The 15,103-nt window shown below is 71.9% G+C and carries 13 protein-coding genes; 6 read left to right on the top strand and 7 right to left on the bottom strand.

What is annotated here, in order from left to right; all coding sequences use genetic code 11:
* The first annotated feature begins 1,997 nt into the window (after window positions 1-1,997).
* Window positions 1,998-2,195, top strand: coding sequence for a hypothetical protein (locus tag A6F73_RS39890; RefSeq protein WP_079136478.1), 198 nt, complete (start codon window positions 1,998-2,000; stop codon window positions 2,193-2,195).
* 403 nt (window positions 2,196-2,598) lie between these two features.
* Complete coding sequence (locus A6F73_RS33100) at window positions 2,599-3,264, top strand: maleylpyruvate isomerase family mycothiol-dependent enzyme (RefSeq protein ID WP_063352060.1); 666 nt, start codon at window positions 2,599-2,601, stop codon at window positions 3,262-3,264.
* A gap of 39 nt (window positions 3,265-3,303) precedes the next feature.
* On the opposite strand, the gene A6F73_RS42370 is transcribed toward A6F73_RS33100, so the two are convergent.
* The 5 genes from A6F73_RS42370 to A6F73_RS33075 all read right to left on the bottom strand — a co-directional run bounded on the left by A6F73_RS42370 (window position 3,304) and on the right by A6F73_RS33075 (window position 9,566).
* Entirely contained in the window at window positions 3,304-3,984 is a 681-nt protein-coding gene (locus A6F73_RS42370; RefSeq protein ID WP_063352059.1) for a zinc-ribbon domain-containing protein, read from the bottom strand.
* Between the two features lie 412 nt (window positions 3,985-4,396).
* Window positions 4,397-5,920 (bottom strand): YncE family protein, encoded by a 1,524-nt coding sequence (locus A6F73_RS33090; RefSeq protein WP_063352058.1) that lies wholly within the window; start codon window positions 5,918-5,920, stop codon window positions 4,397-4,399.
* 697 nt (window positions 5,921-6,617) lie between these two features.
* Window positions 6,618-6,956, bottom strand: a complete 339-nt coding sequence (locus A6F73_RS33085; RefSeq protein WP_244293848.1) for a S1 RNA-binding domain-containing protein — start codon at window positions 6,954-6,956, stop codon at window positions 6,618-6,620.
* A 526-nt stretch (window positions 6,957-7,482) separates the two neighbouring features.
* Window positions 7,483-8,883, bottom strand: a complete 1,401-nt coding sequence (locus A6F73_RS33080) for a HAMP domain-containing sensor histidine kinase (RefSeq protein ID WP_063352056.1) — start codon at window positions 8,881-8,883, stop codon at window positions 7,483-7,485.
* On the bottom strand, window positions 8,880-9,566 hold the full coding sequence (locus tag A6F73_RS33075) for a response regulator transcription factor (RefSeq protein WP_063352055.1): 687 nt from the start codon (window positions 9,564-9,566) through the stop codon (window positions 8,880-8,882). Before A6F73_RS33075 ends, A6F73_RS33080 begins: the two co-directional genes overlap by 4 nt.
* Window positions 9,567-9,629: 63 nt before the next feature.
* Here A6F73_RS33075 and A6F73_RS33070 point away from each other — a divergent pair, with 63 nt between their 5' ends.
* The 4 genes from A6F73_RS33070 to A6F73_RS41895 all read left to right on the top strand — a co-directional run bounded on the left by A6F73_RS33070 (window position 9,630) and on the right by A6F73_RS41895 (window position 13,920).
* Window positions 9,630-10,838 carry a UDP-N-acetylglucosamine--N-acetylmuramyl-(pentapeptide) pyrophosphoryl-undecaprenol N-acetylglucosamine transferase gene (locus tag A6F73_RS33070; protein WP_063352054.1) on the top strand — a complete coding sequence of 403 codons (1,209 nt, stop codon included), beginning with the start codon at window positions 9,630-9,632 and terminating at the stop codon, window positions 10,836-10,838.
* 60 nt (window positions 10,839-10,898) lie between these two features.
* Window positions 10,899-11,927, top strand: a complete 1,029-nt coding sequence (locus A6F73_RS33065; protein WP_063352053.1) for an SDR family NAD(P)-dependent oxidoreductase — start codon at window positions 10,899-10,901, stop codon at window positions 11,925-11,927.
* Window positions 11,928-12,102: 175 nt separating this feature from the next.
* On the top strand, window positions 12,103-12,894 hold the full coding sequence (locus tag A6F73_RS33060; protein ID WP_208869265.1) for a nucleotidyltransferase domain-containing protein: 792 nt from the start codon (window positions 12,103-12,105) through the stop codon (window positions 12,892-12,894).
* Between the two features lie 255 nt (window positions 12,895-13,149).
* Window positions 13,150-13,920: a hypothetical protein gene (locus tag A6F73_RS41895; RefSeq protein ID WP_159398664.1), complete on the top strand. Its 771-nt coding sequence runs from the start codon at window positions 13,150-13,152 to the stop codon at window positions 13,918-13,920.
* A gap of 71 nt (window positions 13,921-13,991) precedes the next feature.
* On the opposite strand, the gene A6F73_RS33050 is transcribed toward A6F73_RS41895, so the two are convergent.
* Together A6F73_RS33050 and A6F73_RS33045 are read right to left on the bottom strand one after the other, a co-directional pair.
* Window positions 13,992-14,525, bottom strand: coding sequence for a hypothetical protein (locus A6F73_RS33050; protein ID WP_159398663.1), 534 nt, complete (start codon window positions 14,523-14,525; stop codon window positions 13,992-13,994).
* Window positions 14,526-14,699: 174 nt separating this feature from the next.
* Window positions 14,700-15,080, bottom strand: a complete 381-nt coding sequence (locus A6F73_RS33045; protein WP_063352049.1) for a VOC family protein — start codon at window positions 15,078-15,080, stop codon at window positions 14,700-14,702.
* Window positions 15,081-15,103: the final 23 nt, after the last annotated feature.

Below are 15,103 nucleotides of genomic sequence, written 5' to 3'. Positions count from 1 at the left end.
CCGGGGAGCATCGTCAGCGGGGCAAGGGGTGGCGGCGCGGGGTCGGGCGGTAGGGCGGACTCCCTGTTCTCGCCCGGGCAGGACGGTACCCGGGGTGGGGCAGGAAGCACCGCCTACACCGGGAACATCAAGGGCGGGCAGTCGGTGGTCTACGCCGTGGTGAGCAGGGGACTCGCGGAGGCGTTCGGCGGCGAGGTGGGCGGAGCCGGCTCCGGAGGCGGGGGCGGGGGCGAGGGCCTCCGCGGTGAGCGGGCCGCCGGCAGCAGGGGCGGCGTCGGAGGGCTTGGCGGCAGCCTCTCGGCGGGCGGCAGCAGCGGCGGCGGGGCAGCCGGCGGCAGGGCCAACCGCTGTACCGGGACCGGGGCCGTCCTGGTGGGAGGCAACGGGGGCAGTTCCGGTCAGGCCGGGACATCCAGCTATGCGGCGCGGGCGGGCGGCACCGGGATCGCAGGTTCGGTAGGCAGTGGCGGCGCGGCAAGTCAGGGCGGTGACGGGGGCTCCGGTGGGTCGGGCGGCGCGGCGGCGCAGCCTCCCGCTTCCCTGCCGATCACTCTGCCTCCGGGCGTCGGCCAGGGCGGCACCGGGGCTCCCGGCGGCGCGGGCGGCGCGGGCGGCAATGGCGGCCATGGCGGAGGGCCGAACCCCAGCCCCGGAAGCCAGGCCGGCACCGACGGCACGGCAGGCCTGTCCCCAGCCGCCAGCGGCGGCAACGGCGGACCCGGCTACGTCCTGATCACCTGGTAGGTAGCCGAGGGTCCCGTCATGCGGCGCGGGTCGGCCTGGACCGTGCGCGCAGCCGTCCCTGACGCGATCCTCCCGAAAGCGCCCGATGGCGCACCCGGCACCACGAGTTCACCCCGGTTCGCACCGTGCCGCCGACAATCCGCTCTCCGAAAGGGTCCCTCGACATGCCTGCACCGCTTCTACCCACGGCTTCCCGTGCTCCCCTGCACAGCGCGCCGGAGTCCCCGATCACGCACCGGTCGCCGGTACGAGGTCCGGTGGGGTCGCGTCGCCGATCGCGTCTACGGGTGTCCGTCGGCCTCGGCGCCATGCTGCTGGGGGCGGTGGTGTCCCCGTCCGCGGCGGCGTCTGCGGCGACAGCTTCCGCGGCGGCGCCGGCTGCGGTCGGGCGACAGGAGTACACCGAGCCCGGAGCCTACTACTTCACCGTTCCTGCCGGGGTGACGTCGATGACCATCTACCTGGTCGGCGCCGGCGGCCCCGGCGGGGTGGGCGCCGGTGGTGGTGGCGGCGGAGGTGGTGGCGGCGGCGGGAGCTACTTCATCGGGCCCGCTGACGGGGGTGGGGGTGGCGGCGGCGCCGGCGGCGCAGGGGGCGGCGGTGGCGGTGGCGGCGGAGGTGGGGCGTTCGTGTCGTGTGTGGTGCCCGTCGACCCGGGCGAGCGGCTGCTCGTCGCGGTCGTTGCCGGAGCGGATCCCACGGGCGTGGGCACCGGAGGGAGCGGCGGTTCCGGCGGGCGGGCCGATGCCACGTTCACCCCGGGCACGGCCGGTGGAGGCGGGGGCACCGGCACAAACGGCTCGCAGGGCTCCACCAACAGCGGCGCGACCTCGGTCGGGGGACGCCACGTCCGTGCGGATGCACTGTCCGGAACGTTCGGCGGGGCGGGCGGTCCCGGAGGCGGGGGCGGCGGCGGGAAGCCCGGCGAACGCGCCGGCGGGACCCGGGGCGGAGTCGGCGGTCTGGGCGGAACCGGGGCACGGGGTGGGGCGGGCGGCGCGGGAGCCGCGGGCGGCCCCGCCGTCACGGGTAAGCCCGGCAGCGTCCTGTTCCCACCGAGGAACACGTGCAGGGGGACCGATGCCGTCGGCTCCCCCGGCGCCCCCGGAACAGCCGGCGGGAGCGCCGGATCCACCTCCGATGCCCGCGCCGGCGGAACAGGCCTTCAGGGCAGTGAGGGTGACGGGGGTCCCGCATCGCAGGGGAGCTCCGGCGGACGCGGCGGAACCGGTGGCGCACCCGGGCAGGCGACCGTGCCCCTGCCCGCCGGCACCGGCCGGGGCGGTAACGGCCTGAGCGGCGCGGACGGGGGTGCGGGCGGCGTGGGCGGCGACGGCGGCGGCGTCTATCCCAGCTCCGAGGACACACCCGGCCAGGCCGGCGCCAGCGGCCGGAATCCGGCCGGCACCGGCAACGAGGGCGGCCCCGGCTACATCCTCCTCACCTGGTAACCCACCCACCCACGCACGACCGACTCGGCGGCGGCGCCTGCCAAGGTCCGGCTCAGACAACCTTGATGCCGAGTCGGAAACCTTGCTGGGCCGTCGGCCGAGGAGCCCGGCGCCGGCGCCGGCTACGTCACCGGCGCCACGTTCGACATCAACGGTGGGACACACATGCGCTGACGGGCGGCTTGCAGCGGCACTGTGCGGTGCCGTGAGTCACAGGGTGGAGACGTTCACGGGTTTGCGGGCGCGGCAGTTCGGGGGTCTGGTACGGGTGGCGCGTGAGCGCGGCGGCAACGGGCCCGCGCACGGCTGCGGAGGATGCGCAGCGGCTTCACGCGTGCGAAGCTTCGCTTCGCCGGTGCCCGGTTCGGCGCCCGTCCGACTACCGCGCAGGAGCAGTGCCCGCATGCCACCGTCGACACCGAACGACAGTCCTCGACCCGCGACGGACACCTGGGAGCAGGTCCACGCCGAACGGGCAGCCCTGGCCGCCGACCTGGCGGGACTGGACGAGGGGCAGTGGGCCACCCGGTCCCTCTGCGACCGGTTCACCGTCCGCGAGGTGCTCGCGCACATGACCGCCGGGGCGAGCCTCGGCCCGGTGCGGTGGATGGCGGGTGTGGTCCGCTGTCGCTTCGACTTCGACCGGCAGGTTGCCCTGCGGCTGGCCGAGCACATGGGCGCCGCTCCGGCCGAGACGCTCGCGCGGTTCCGCCAGGTGATCACCAGCACGACCAAGCCGCCCCTGCCGAGAGTGGCGATGCTCGGGGAGACCGTCGTGCATGCGGAGGACATCCGCCGACCGCTCGGTATCGAGCGCGACTACCCGGTTGACGTCCTGACCGCCCTGGCCGCCTACTACCAGGGCTCCGACCTGCCCGTCCTCTCCAAGAAGCGTGCCGCAGGCCTGCGGCTGGCGGCCACCGACGGCCCCTTCGTCGCCGGTGACGGCCCACGGGTGTCCGGCACCACCCTGGCCCTGGTCATGGCGATGGCCGGCCGCGCGCCCTACTGCGACCAACTCGACGGCGAAGGGGCCGTCGTCCTGCGCGAGCGCCAGGCGACAGCCTGAGGCCGCACCTTTTGCCGTCACGGCGTGTTCCGTGATCAATCAGTGTTCGGACGTCCAGCGTTTCACCCGCTCGATCACACCGTCCGGGTCGGAGACGGTCGAGTGGACGGTGAACTCGGCGTACCCGGGATCGTCGATCGGCAGCGCGGGCAACGGATGCTCGCGCAGCCGCGCGACGAGGTACCCCGCAGCCGGCAGGTCACGGGACTTCTCCTCGTCGACATCGGCCTTGTCCGCGTGCCAGTAGGACCCGTCGTACTCCACGGCGAGCTTCCGGCCGCCGGAGAGTTCGACCGTGATGTCGACGTGCCAGACGCTGCGCCGGACGAACGCGGCATGGCGTACGGCCTGACCGGACGATGCTCTGCCGAACGCGCGTTCGGCGGCCGCGTGGTGGTCGAGCTCGATCCGGGACTTGCCGTGTTCCCTGCACTCGGGGCACCCGCTGCCGGCCGCGCGGGAGGCTAGGGGTGTCTGCCACACGTGCGCGGGGTCGGCGGTGCAGACCCATGTCGGGACGAAGGCCGTCTGACCGCTGGGGCGCACGTGCCAGGCCGAGAGCGGGTTCACGGACGACCACTCGGCGGCGAGTTCCGGGAAGTGGAACGCGAGCGAGTCGAGGATCGTGCGGCATTCGGGGCAGCGCAGGCGCTGCCCCTTGTCCCGCTGCTCCGGCGTGTCCTGCCACTCGTGGTCGCAGCAGGGGTCCTGCCCTGCCACCACACCGTTCTGCGTGACCCGGGGGAGAGCTTGGCCAGGCTGATGCGGCCGTTGCGGGTCGGGTGCCACTGGGAAGCGATCTCCGGACCGATCCTGAACGGGGCGGGTTCGACGGCGACGGCTTCCAGGGTTTCCAGCCGGGCGGTGCGGCTCTCCTGGCTCCGGCAGGAGGGGCAGCCCGAGTGCAGGTAGGTGTACGGGGATATTCGCGGGTGGTGCCCCTGCGGACAACGGAGGGGTCGTTGCAACAGTGCTGGTCGCAGCCATCAACGAATGGCTGGGACCAGCACTTTCGAAACGCGCCCCAGCAGTGATCACAGCGCAGGACTGTGTGACGAGCTCTCAGGTCTCCGTTCCCCGGGCTACTACGCCAAGAGCCCTGCTCCGCCTTCGTCTTCTGCCTCCTCGCCGGCTACGGGATGATGACGCCTGCGTTGGCGGTGGAGGGCAGCAGGCCGGCGGTGCCGGCGAAGGCGGCGGTGTAGCCGTCGTTGGCGAGGATCAGCGGGAAGGTGATCGCCTCGGAAAGCTGGGCGGTGCCTTCGGCGTTGGTGATGGCGGTGCCCAGGGTCCGGTTGCCGGTGCTGAAGGTGATGGTCTGGCCGGGCACCGGCAGTCCGGTGACGAGGTCGACCAGGGTGGCGTTGAGGAACGGGTAGAACACTTGCGGCGGGAACAGCTTGGCCAGCGCCGGGGTCGCGGTCAGCGAGGTGGCGTCGGCCAAGTAGGTGAAGCCGTTGACCAGACTGGCGGTGCCACTGGGGGTGGCGACGGTGACGGTGGCCGGTCCGGCCGCCCCGGGCGGGGTGGTGGCGGTGATCTGCGTGCCCGCGGCATTGACGATGACGTTGGTGGCGGGGTTGCCGCCGATGGTGACGCTGGCGCCGGTCAGGTTGGTACCGGTGATGGTCACCACGGTGCCGCCGGTGGTGGATCCGTGGTTGGGACTGATGCCGCTCAGCGTGGGCGCGCCCTGAAAGACGCTAACGCTGTTCGACCCGAAGTTGGCGACATAGACCTTGCTGTTGGGGGCGACCGCCACGTCGATCGGCTCGGTGCCGACGGGGATGGCGGCGCCCACCACGGTGTTGGTGCTGGTGTCGATCACCGTCACGTTGTTGGCCCCGAGGTTGGCCGTGTAGACGATGCCGTTGGTGGCGGCCGCGATTCCCCAAGGGCTGGAGCCGACGGGGATGCTGGGGACCAGGACGGTGTTGGTGGTGGTGTCGATGACCGTCACGTTGCTGGATGCGATGTTGGCGACGTAGGCGTTGCCGTTGGGGGCGATCGCGATGAAGTTCGGCTGGGTGCCGACGGGGATGGCGGCGCCCACCACGGTGTTGGTGCTGGTGTCGATCACCGTGACGTTGTTCGACCCTCGGTTGGCGACATAGGCGTTGCCGTTGGGTGCGACGGCCATTCCGACCGGGTTGGAGCCGACGGCGATGGGCCCGCCCGTAACGGTGTTGGTGGTGGTGTTGATCAGGGACACGCTGTTCGCGAAGAACTGGCTGACATAGACGTTGCCGCTGGGAACGACCACCGCCGCGGCCGGACCGCCGGACAGCGGGATCGGGGCGCCCACGAGCGTGTTGGTGGCGGTGTTCAGCACCGACACGTTGGCCGAGCCGTTGTTGGGGATGTAGGCGTTGCCGTTGGGGGCGACCGTCAGCCAGCTCGGGGTGGTGCCGCCTTCGGGGATGCTCGCGATGGTGACGGTGTCGGTGCTGGTGTCGATCAGCGTCACAGTGTTCGAGCCGCTGTTGGTGACGTAGAGGTCACCGCTGGGGGTGAACGCCAGCCCGACAGGACTGGTGCCGACAGCGATCGTAGGGTCTTCGGGGCCTGCCGCCGCCACCTGGCCGGTGGGGGCGTGGCCAACAGGGCTGGGGATCGGCAGCAGTTCCTGCGCTGCTATCTGAACGTCCGTACTCATGCGGACCCCTTCGGTGGGGGCTGCCCTCGTCCCGTCGAGCCGTCGTGTAGAAATCGTCCAGGACCGCAGATCCCGCCCTGGGGCACATCGACGACTGACCGCACACTGGGCATAGCCACGGGCCGCTCACCCTGAGGAGGGATAGGCAGCCCGGCGGTTGAATTAACCCTTTCATCCCCGCAACGCCGTTGGGTGAAACGCCACTTCGTACCGAAAGCGCGGCATTCTCACAGAAACCATCGGCCCGATCCTCGCCTTGACCGTCACCGCTGCGAGCCGGCCCGAGAGCGTCCGTTCGAGTTCATTTGTGATCGAACTTCACAGGGAACTGGAGGTGGCCTATGGCGAACTTCTCGCCCAGCGAGGGCGTTCTGCGAACCTTTGTCGGATTTCAGCTTGAGTTGGGGGCAGGTGGCGCCACTGGCAGCCGGTACGGGCCTGGTAAAGGATCGCCCGGGTAGGCCCTGCCCTCGCCCATGCCCACAGCAGGCCGCATCCCCGATGGACGTCAACCCTCGTAAGCATAAGGCGAGTTCGAAACAACGGATGAAACAATCAGACTTTCACAGGACTCCCTCTCGGCGGCAACCACTGAACTCCGGCGCGGTCATGAGCCAGGACACGGTAGTTGGAACCAGTAGGACCAGGCGAGCTGGCGTCTTCTGATCAGCGGGACGTGATTGTTGGCACCGGGTGGTCACGCTTCTTGCGACCAGTCGTGAGATGTGTCCGCTCCGCCGGCCGCGCGTAGCCGTACCCGGTGACGCTGGAGGTCGACCTCGGCTACGTTCACCGTGATCAGCTCGCCTTCATCGACAAGCAGATCCGGAGTCTCGACCGGTTCGCCGGTCAGCTCAGAGAGATGAGGGAATCCCACAACGTCGGGATCAAGCTGCGCGAACACGCCAAAGGGAATGATCTCGGCTTTCTCCCCTTCGGCATCTACGAGCTGCACGAGGACATCCGCTCCGTCGAACCCGGTGACCTTCACCGTTCTCATGGCCCCCGGCCGGAGCTGGTTGATCAAGGACTGCATACGAGGGGCAGGGGCCGGCTCGGACATGGAGGTGAGCTTAGTCGGCGCCGGCCGCACCGGTTTCAACTCTCGTGAGCAGACCCCACTCAACGCGTCGCTGGCTCAGGCGACTCAGCGTGGCGAGACCAGGGCGCCGCCACCTGTCGGTTCCAACCGCCAGGTACCGGTTCCAGTCACACGAGCCCGGCAACGGTGACGGTACGGGGGTCCTCGTCGTTGGCTGGAGGTCTGTCGCGCGCGGTTCGGGTTGGTCTGGCACCGGCAACCGAACGCGATGTCCCCCCAGCCGTTCGGCGGCGAGGCGGCTGCAGTACCTGCACCGGACGTGGTGGGGGTCGTCGGAGTAGGACGGGTCGGTCAGCGCTGCCAGGTGGTCGTAGCCGTGCTTCTCCGCGTACTCCCTCGCCTCCGACACGGAAACCGGCGTCAGGTCCGCGTACGCGCCGTGGCGCCGTCGTTTGCCGCCAACCGGCAGCGCGGTGACGGGTGGGCGCTCGGACGGCGGGTCGGAAGCGGGCCGTCCCGTTCAGCCCGGCAGCCGCAGGCGGAACAGCGCCCCGCCGCCGGGGGCGGCCTCGGCGGTGAGGGTGGCGCCGTGCGCGTGGGCGATCTGGCGCGCCATGGCGAGCCCGAGCCCGGAGCCGGGCAGGGCGCGGGCGGCGGAGGCCCGGTAGAAGCGGTCGAAGACGTACGGCAGGTCCTCGGGCGCGATGCCGGGGCCGTGGTCGCGGACGGTCAGTTCCAGTCCGGCGGTGAGCCGGACCTCGACCGTGGCGCCCGGCGGGCTGAACTTGGCCGCGTTGTCGAGGAGGTTGGAGACCAGTCGGGCCAGCCGGGCCGGTGCGCCGGGGACGGTGCGCTCGGCGGCGCCGTGGCCCGGGGCGCCGTCCGCGTCGTCGTCCAGGGTGAAGGCGATCGCCGGCCAGTGGCCGCGCGCGGTGTCGACGCAGTGCCCGACGAGCCGGCCGACCGCGACCTGTTCGAGCAGCGGCTGCGGCTCCTCGTCGCGGGCCAGCTCGATGAGGTCGTTCACCAGTCCGGTCACCTCGCGTAGCTGGCGGTGCAGCGCGGCCGCCGCCCGCTCCCGCTGGCCCTCGGTCAACCGGTCGGCACGGGCCAGCAGTTCGGCGTTGGTGCGCAGCGCCGTCAGCGGGGTGCGCAGCTCGTGCGAGGCGTCGGCGACGAGCCTGCGCTGGGCGGCCACGGACTGCTCCAGTTCGCCCAGCATGGTGTTGAAGCTGCCGGCCAGCCTGGTCAGTTCGTCCTCGCGGCGCCCGGGCGGCAGGTCGATCCGCAGCCCCGCGTCCCGGGTGTCGGCGATCCGTTCGGCGGTGCGGGTCAGCCGGGCGACCGGGGCGAGGGCGGTGCGGGCCACGGTGCGCCCGAGGACGGCGGCCAGCAGCAGGCCCGCCGCCGCGACGGCCGCCATCAGCGCGCCGGCCTGCCGCACCCCCTCCTGGACGCTGTCGGCGCGCAGCGCGACCTGGACGGCCTGCCGGGCGCCGGGCGGCGCCGCGATCATCGGGGTGGTGAGCATCCGGGCCGGGTGGCCGCCGATGGTGAGGTCGGTGAAGTAGCCGGCCCGCTGCCGGTTCGCGACCTGGCGGGTGGTCTGCGTGACGGGCAGCAGGTACGGCTCGTTCGGCGGTTTGCCGGGGTCGGCGGAGACGATCTGCGCGCAGGCCGGGGCGGCCAGGAAGTTGCACTCGCCGTAGACGACCTGCGGCCCCTGGTCGCGGTGCTGCTGCTGCACCAGGGTGGCCTGCTGGGTGAGGTGCTGATCGAGCTGGTGGTTGAGCTCGTAGCGGACGATGCTGAACGCGGCCGCGCTGATCCCGAGCGCCACCACGGCGACCGCGGCCGTGCAGGCGAGGGCCAGCCGGGTGCGCAGCGGGCGCCGGCGTCGCCAGCGCGCGTGCGCCCTCAAGCCCGGTCCAGCCGGTAGCCGACCCCGTGCACCGTGTGCACCAGCCGGGGTTCGCCGCCGGCCTCCAGCTTGCGGCGCAGGTAACCGACGTAGACGGCGAGGGAGTTGGAGTCGGGGCCGAAGTCGGCGCCCCACACCCGCTCCATGATCACCTCGCGCGGGAGCACCTGGCCGGGGTGGCGCAGCAGCACCTCCAGCAGTGCGAACTCGGTGCGCGAGAACTCCACCGGCCGCCCGGCCCTGCTCCCGGTCCGGGTGGCCGGGTCGACCTCCAGGTCGGCGAAGCGGTAGCCGGGCTCCTCGGCGGCCGGGGCGCTGCGCCGCAGCAGGGCGCGCAGTCGGGCGGTCAGCTCGTCCAGCGCGAACGGCTTGACCAGGTAGTCGTCGGCCCCCGCGTCGAGGCCGTCGACGCGGTCGCTCACCGAGTCGCGCGCGGTGAGCACCAGGATCGGGAGCCGGTCGCCCAGGGCCCGCAGTCGGCGGCAGACGGCCAGGCCGTCGAGGACGGGCATCATCAGGTCGAGGACCATCGCGTCGGGCTGCCAGCCGGACACCTCGTTCAGCGCCGCCAGCCCGTCGGCGGCGCCGCGCACCTGGTAGCCCTCGACGGCCAGCCCGTCCTCGACGGCGGCCCGTACCTCCGGATCGTCGTCGACGACCAGCACTCTCTGCCCGTTGCTCATGCGGACAACCCTCTCAGAACGACTCTGAGAACTCTCTTAGGCGGCCTCAGCAAGCTCGACGGCATGCGGACAGAACACGGCAACCATGCCAACCACGATCCGGCCCACCCCCTGTCGGTGGTGATCGGCGCCGGCGGCACCGGCGGACACATCTACCCGGGCCTCGCACTGGCCGAGGCGCTGCGCAGAGCCGACCCGCGGGCCGTGATCTCCTTCGTCGGCACCGAACGCGGACTGGAGACCACCCTCATCCCGCAGGCCGGCTACCGGCTGCACACCGTCGACATGATCCCCTTCGACGCCTCCCTCGGCGCGCGCCGCTACCTGCTGCCCGCGGCGCTGCTGCGCTCCGGCCGGGACTGCCGGGAGATCCTGCGGGCCCAGGGCGCGCAGGTCGCGGTCGGCATGGGTGGTTATCCGAGCGCGCCGGTGATCGTCGGCGCCAAGATGGCCGGGCTGCCGAGCGTGGTGCACGAGTCGAACGCGGTGCCCGGGCGGGCCAACCGCTTCGCCGCCCGGCTCACCCCGCACATCGCGCTCGCCTTCGACCGCACCCGCGAGCACCTGCCCGCCGGCCGTTCGGCGCAGACCGTCGGGATGCCGCTGGTCGGCGCCGTCGCCCAGCTCGACCGGGCGGCGCTGCGCGCCGAGGCCCGTCGGCACTTCGCCGTCCCGGACGGCGTCCGGCTGCTGGTCTTCAACGGCGGCAGCCTCGGCGCCGCCCGCCTCACCGCGGCCGCCGTCGAACTGGCCGGACGCTGGCGCCACCGCACCGACCGGCGGTTGCTGATCAAGACCGGCCCGGCCGCGCTGGCACAGGTCCGGGCCGCACTGGACGGCAACCCGGTGGCGCACGCCGTCGCCTACCTGGACCGGATGGACTTCGCCTACGCGGCCGCCGACCTCATGGTGTGCCGCGCCGGCGCGGCCACCGTCGCCGAACTCTCCAGCCTCCGGATGCCCGCCGTGCTGGTGCCCTACCCGCACGCGCCGCACGACCACCAGACCCACAACGCACGCGTCCTCTCCGACGCCGGCGCCGGCCTGCTGCTGCCGGACGGCGAGTGCACCGGCGAACGGCTGGCCGCCCTCGTGGAACCCCTGCTCGCCGACCCGGCCCGGCTCGCCGCGATGGCGCAGGCCGCCGACCCGGGCGACCACGCGCGCGCCGCCGACCTGCTGGCCGCCAAGGTGCTCCGCGTCATCGGCCGGACCCCGGCACCCGCGCCGCCCGCCGTCCCGGCCCCCGTCCCCGGCCCGTACGACCGCTGACCGCTCGACCGCTTGACCACTGACCGCCGACCACCCGCCCCGAACCACCGGAGGACCACCATGAACCGCCCCGCCCACCCCAACACCCCCGCCGCACACCAGGACTGGACCGGCCGGACCGTCCTGGTCACCGGCGCCGAAGGCTTCATCGGCAGCACCCTCGTCGACCTGCTGGTCGCCCGCGGCGCCCGCGTCCGGGCCCTGGTCCACTACAAGCCGTACGCCGAGCGCGGATACCTCGCCCACTACCTGGCCGACCCCGACAGCCCCGTCGAGATGCTCGCCGGCGACGTCCGCGACGCCGGCCGGGTCCTGGACGCCGTCGCCGGCTGCGACACCGTCTTCCACCTCGCCGCGCTCATCGGCATCCCCTACAGCTACCAGGCCCCCGAGGCCTACGTGCAGACCAACGTCGTGGGCACCCAGAACATCGCCGCCGCCTGCCTGCGGCACGGCGCCCGCCTGGTGCACACCTCCACCAGCGAGGTGTACGGGACCGCGATCACCGCACCCATCGACGAGCACCACCCGCTCCAGCCGCAGTCCCCGTACTCCGCCTCGAAGATCGGCGCGGACATGATGGCACTCTCCTACTGGCACGCCTTCGAACTGCCGGTCGCCGTCGTCCGCCCGTTCAACACCTACGGCCCGCGCCAGTCCGCCCGCGCCGTCATCCCCACCATCCTGGCCCAACTCCACTCCGGCGCACGGGAGATCAGGCTCGGCTCGACCACCCCCACCCGGGACTTCACCTACGCCACCGACACCGCGGAAGGCTTCCTGGCCATCGCCCGCGCCGACCGCGCGCTCGGCGAGACCGTCAACCTCGGCACCGGCAGCGAGGTGTCCATCGGCGACCTGGCCAAGGCCCTGATCGTCGCCTCCGGCCGGGACGCCGACATCGTCGTCGACCCGACCCGGCTGCGCCCCGGCGGCAGCGAGGTCGAACGGCTGCTCTCCGACAACCGCAAGGCATGCGACCTGGCCGGCTGGCAGCCCCAGGTCGGCCTGGACGAGGGCCTGCGCCACACCTCCGACTGGGTCGCCGAACACCTGCACCTGCTCGCCCCGGACCGCTACCAGGTCTGACGCCGCCCCTGCGGCCAACTGTCCCATCGGGCAGGGGCCTTGGTGCCGGAGCCGACCACCGGCTCCGGCACGCACCGCCCTCGAAGCCCCCGCATCCGATGACCACCGGCGGAAACGGCTGGCCCGACGCATGGGTGACTGCCAGACTCGCTCCGTGCGAGCGATCATCGAGGAGATGGCCAACCGCCTGGCCGAGGTGCCGGGCGTCGTCGGAGTCATGCTCGGCGGCAGCCGGGCCCGCGGAGAGCACCGGCCGGATTCGGACTGGGATCTCGGCGTCTACTACCGTGGCGGGCTCGATCTCGCCGCGTTGCGCGCGCTGGCCGGCCCCGAGGTGGAGGTGGCCGGCCCGGGCGGCTGGGGGCCGTGGGTGAACGGCGGCGCGTGGCTGCAGGTCGACGGCGTGGCGGTGGACTGGATCCTGCGGGACGTGGACCGGGTCGAGCAGGTGTGGGCGGACTGCCGCGAAGGCCGGTACGAAGTCGGCGTGCAGGCGGGACATCCCCTCGGCTTCTGGTCGCCCTGCTACGCGGGCGAGGTGGCGCTCGGCCAGGTCCTGGCCGACCCGGCCCGCGAACTGACGGACCTTCAGCAGAAGGCCTCGACCTACCCCGAACCGTTGCGAGAGGCCTTGGCGGCGGGAGCCTGGGAGGCGGAATTCCTGGTCGGCGCCGCAGCAAAAGGCGCGGCACGGGCGGACACGTTGTACGTCTCACTCTGCCTGTCCCGGGCCGTCGGCGTGCTGGTGCAAGCGATGTTCGCCGACGGCCGGCGCTGGTGCCTCAACGAGAAGGGCGCGCTGGCCGTCGCCGAGACACTTCCGGCCGCGCCAACCGGCTTCGGCCCACGAGTCCGCCGCCTGTTGGGGGCGCCCGGAGAGAGCGCCGAACTGCTGGCGGCCACAGTGGCCGAGGCACGGGCGCTGGTCGAGGAGACCCTCGCCGCGCTTCGGAGCCGCACCGAGTAGCAGCACACACCTTGAGCCGGGCGCCTTGCCGCTGGCGGCTCGTCGGCTCACCGGTGTTCGACATCGCTGGGGCAGCGCCAAACAGTGCGGAGAACTCACGTCTGCGGGCGCGGCTGCTGCCGTCCCGCCCAGTCGGGAGCGAAGAGCGGAGCCCCCGTGTCCTCCGCTTGCGCTAGTCTCCGGCAAATGTCAAGGATTGATCGATCTTTCGTTCGGAGCAGGCGGGGCACCTCCGCCCTCCGGATCCGGGCGGTTGTGGGCATCGTCCTCGGTGTCGCCGCGTTGACCGGCTGCGACCCGAGTGGTGCCTCCACGACCCCCGCGAAGGGGCCGTCCCAAGCAAGTAGCGCGACCGATGCGGCGCCGACTGCCGCAACTCCCGCCACACCTGCCGCTGCACCAGGCCCGACAGCCACATCACTGTCCTTCAGTTACCACGCGCTGGGCAAACATGAGTACATCGATCAGACGCTGTCCATCGACAACGACGGGCAGGCCAGCGCGGCGCCCACTCTGACGATCACGGCAGTGGACGGCAGCGGTAACGATCTGCCCGACGTGCAGGTCACCACGGCGTACGGGAGTGACCGAGGCAGTCTCGTCATCCAGCCCGGCGGTGGCTACGACGTCCTGGCCTTCCACGGGGCTGACGCCCAACGGGTCGCCAATGTCAGAGTGACCGTCAAAGAACTCGCCGCGGCGGACCTTCCGGCGGACGCGTCCGCGGTCGAGGCCGAGCCGGCGGATTCCGCAGGCCAGCAGCTGACCAAGTTCGACGCATTCGACCAGGTCATCGTGAAGAACCCGAACAACGCGGCCGTATCGGTCCGGATCGTCTACCTGGTCTACAACCAGACACCGGCCGGAACGCCCCAGCAGGCGATTGAAGTGGTCCCGATCGGCGGGCTGATCACCGTTCCTCCCGCAGGCACCGTTTCCGTGGCTGTGTCTGGAGACGCAAGGACGGCCGTTCAGAAATACTCGGGTGGACCGGCCGTGAGCGTCAAGGCCTACTTCTCCCGTTAGCCGATCGCGCGGGGCCATCGGACCCCGGCCCCGCGCCATCGGGCGAGCAGCGAACCGCCGGACGGCGGGAATCAGCTGGTTCGGTCCTTCGGGTTCACCGTGCAGAAGTACACGCGGTTGGTCTGCCTGTCGAAGTAGAAGCTCCCTGTGTACTGGGTCCGCGTGACCGACTTGTCGAAGGCCTCACTGTGGAGCCACGCCATCGTGTCCCCGACCTCGGCGGCTATCTCCTGCGGGACACCGCATCCGATGCCGCCCTCCCGCCACGTCCCGCTGCCCGTGATCGCCGTCAGCGTCGCCGGATCGAGCTGCGCCACCCCGTCCAGGCTCACGTCGGTCGGACCGGGGATCTCCGGCACGGAGTTCTTCGTCAGCACCCGGCCGACCCACTTCGTCGCGGACAGCTCACCCAGCTGCGGGAAGCGGCGCTTCAACGGTTCGACGTCCGTCCGCACCTCCGCCGGGGTCGTCACGACGGCGGTCGGGCGGCGGTCCTCACCTTGCCCGGCGGCGCTGCTCTCCGGTGCGGACGCACAGCCCGAGGCGAGCAGCGTCGCGGCGGGAATCAGCAGCAGAGTCCGAGCGCCGCCCGCTCGCTGCTTCACGTTCACCGGCGTACGTTTCACGGGTTCGTCATCCCTGGCCTTCTCGGTTGAACGTCTCTGCACAAGACTTTCGCCACGTCAGATTCGCGACCGATCAAGGCACCTCCGCCGCACCGGACTTCGCGGCAGAGCCCGAGTGCCCGGAACCTGGCGCCGAGGCGTGGCCGATGGGCATCAGAGCGGGTCGATGCGGGCCTTGAGCAGGCAGAACTCATTGCCTTCGGGGTCGGTCAGGACATGCCACTGCTCCTGCCCGGTCTGGCCGATGTCGGCCGGGCGGGCGCCGAGCGCCAGAAGGCGTTCGAGCTCGGCGTCCTGGTCGCGGTCGGTGGCGTTCACGTCGATGTGCAGCCGGGACTTGCCCGCCTCCGGTTCGTCCCGGCGGCTGAGGAAGATCGTCGGCTGCGCACCGCCGAACCCTTCGCGCGGCCCGATCTCCATCGAGCCGTCGTCCTCGCGACCGAGCACGACGAAGTCCAGGACCTCGCACCAGAACCGCGCCAGCACCTCGGGGTCGCGGCAACCCAGCACCAGCTCACCGATACGACACGCCATGACGAGTACCTGCTCTCAGCCGG

The organism is Streptomyces sp. MJM8645, from assembly GCF_001625365.1.
Taxonomy (GTDB): Bacteria; Actinomycetota; Actinomycetes; order Streptomycetales; family Streptomycetaceae; genus Kitasatospora.
Note: the sequence above shows the minus strand (reverse complement) of the source record. Positions and strands in the feature narration are given on the sequence as shown.

Coding starts and splice junctions, on each gene's coding strand:
- A6F73_RS33100 (WP_063352060.1), top strand. CDS start 2,599: ATGCCACCGTCGACACCGAACGACAGTCCTCGACCCGCGACGGACACC.
- A6F73_RS33090 (WP_063352058.1), bottom strand. CDS start 5,920: ATGAGTACGGACGTTCAGATAGCAGCGCAGGAACTGCTGCCGATCCCC.
- A6F73_RS33085 (WP_244293848.1), bottom strand. CDS start 6,956: ATGCAGTCCTTGATCAACCAGCTCCGGCCGGGGGCCATGAGAACGGTG.
- A6F73_RS33075 (WP_063352055.1), bottom strand. CDS start 9,566: ATGAGCAACGGGCAGAGAGTGCTGGTCGTCGACGACGATCCGGAGGTA.
- A6F73_RS33070 (WP_063352054.1), top strand. CDS start 9,630: ATGCGGACAGAACACGGCAACCATGCCAACCACGATCCGGCCCACCCC.
- A6F73_RS33065 (WP_063352053.1), top strand. CDS start 10,899: ATGAACCGCCCCGCCCACCCCAACACCCCCGCCGCACACCAGGACTGG.
- A6F73_RS33060 (WP_208869265.1), top strand. CDS start 12,103: ATGGCCAACCGCCTGGCCGAGGTGCCGGGCGTCGTCGGAGTCATGCTC.
- A6F73_RS33045 (WP_063352049.1), bottom strand. CDS start 15,080: ATGGCGTGTCGTATCGGTGAGCTGGTGCTGGGTTGCCGCGACCCCGAG.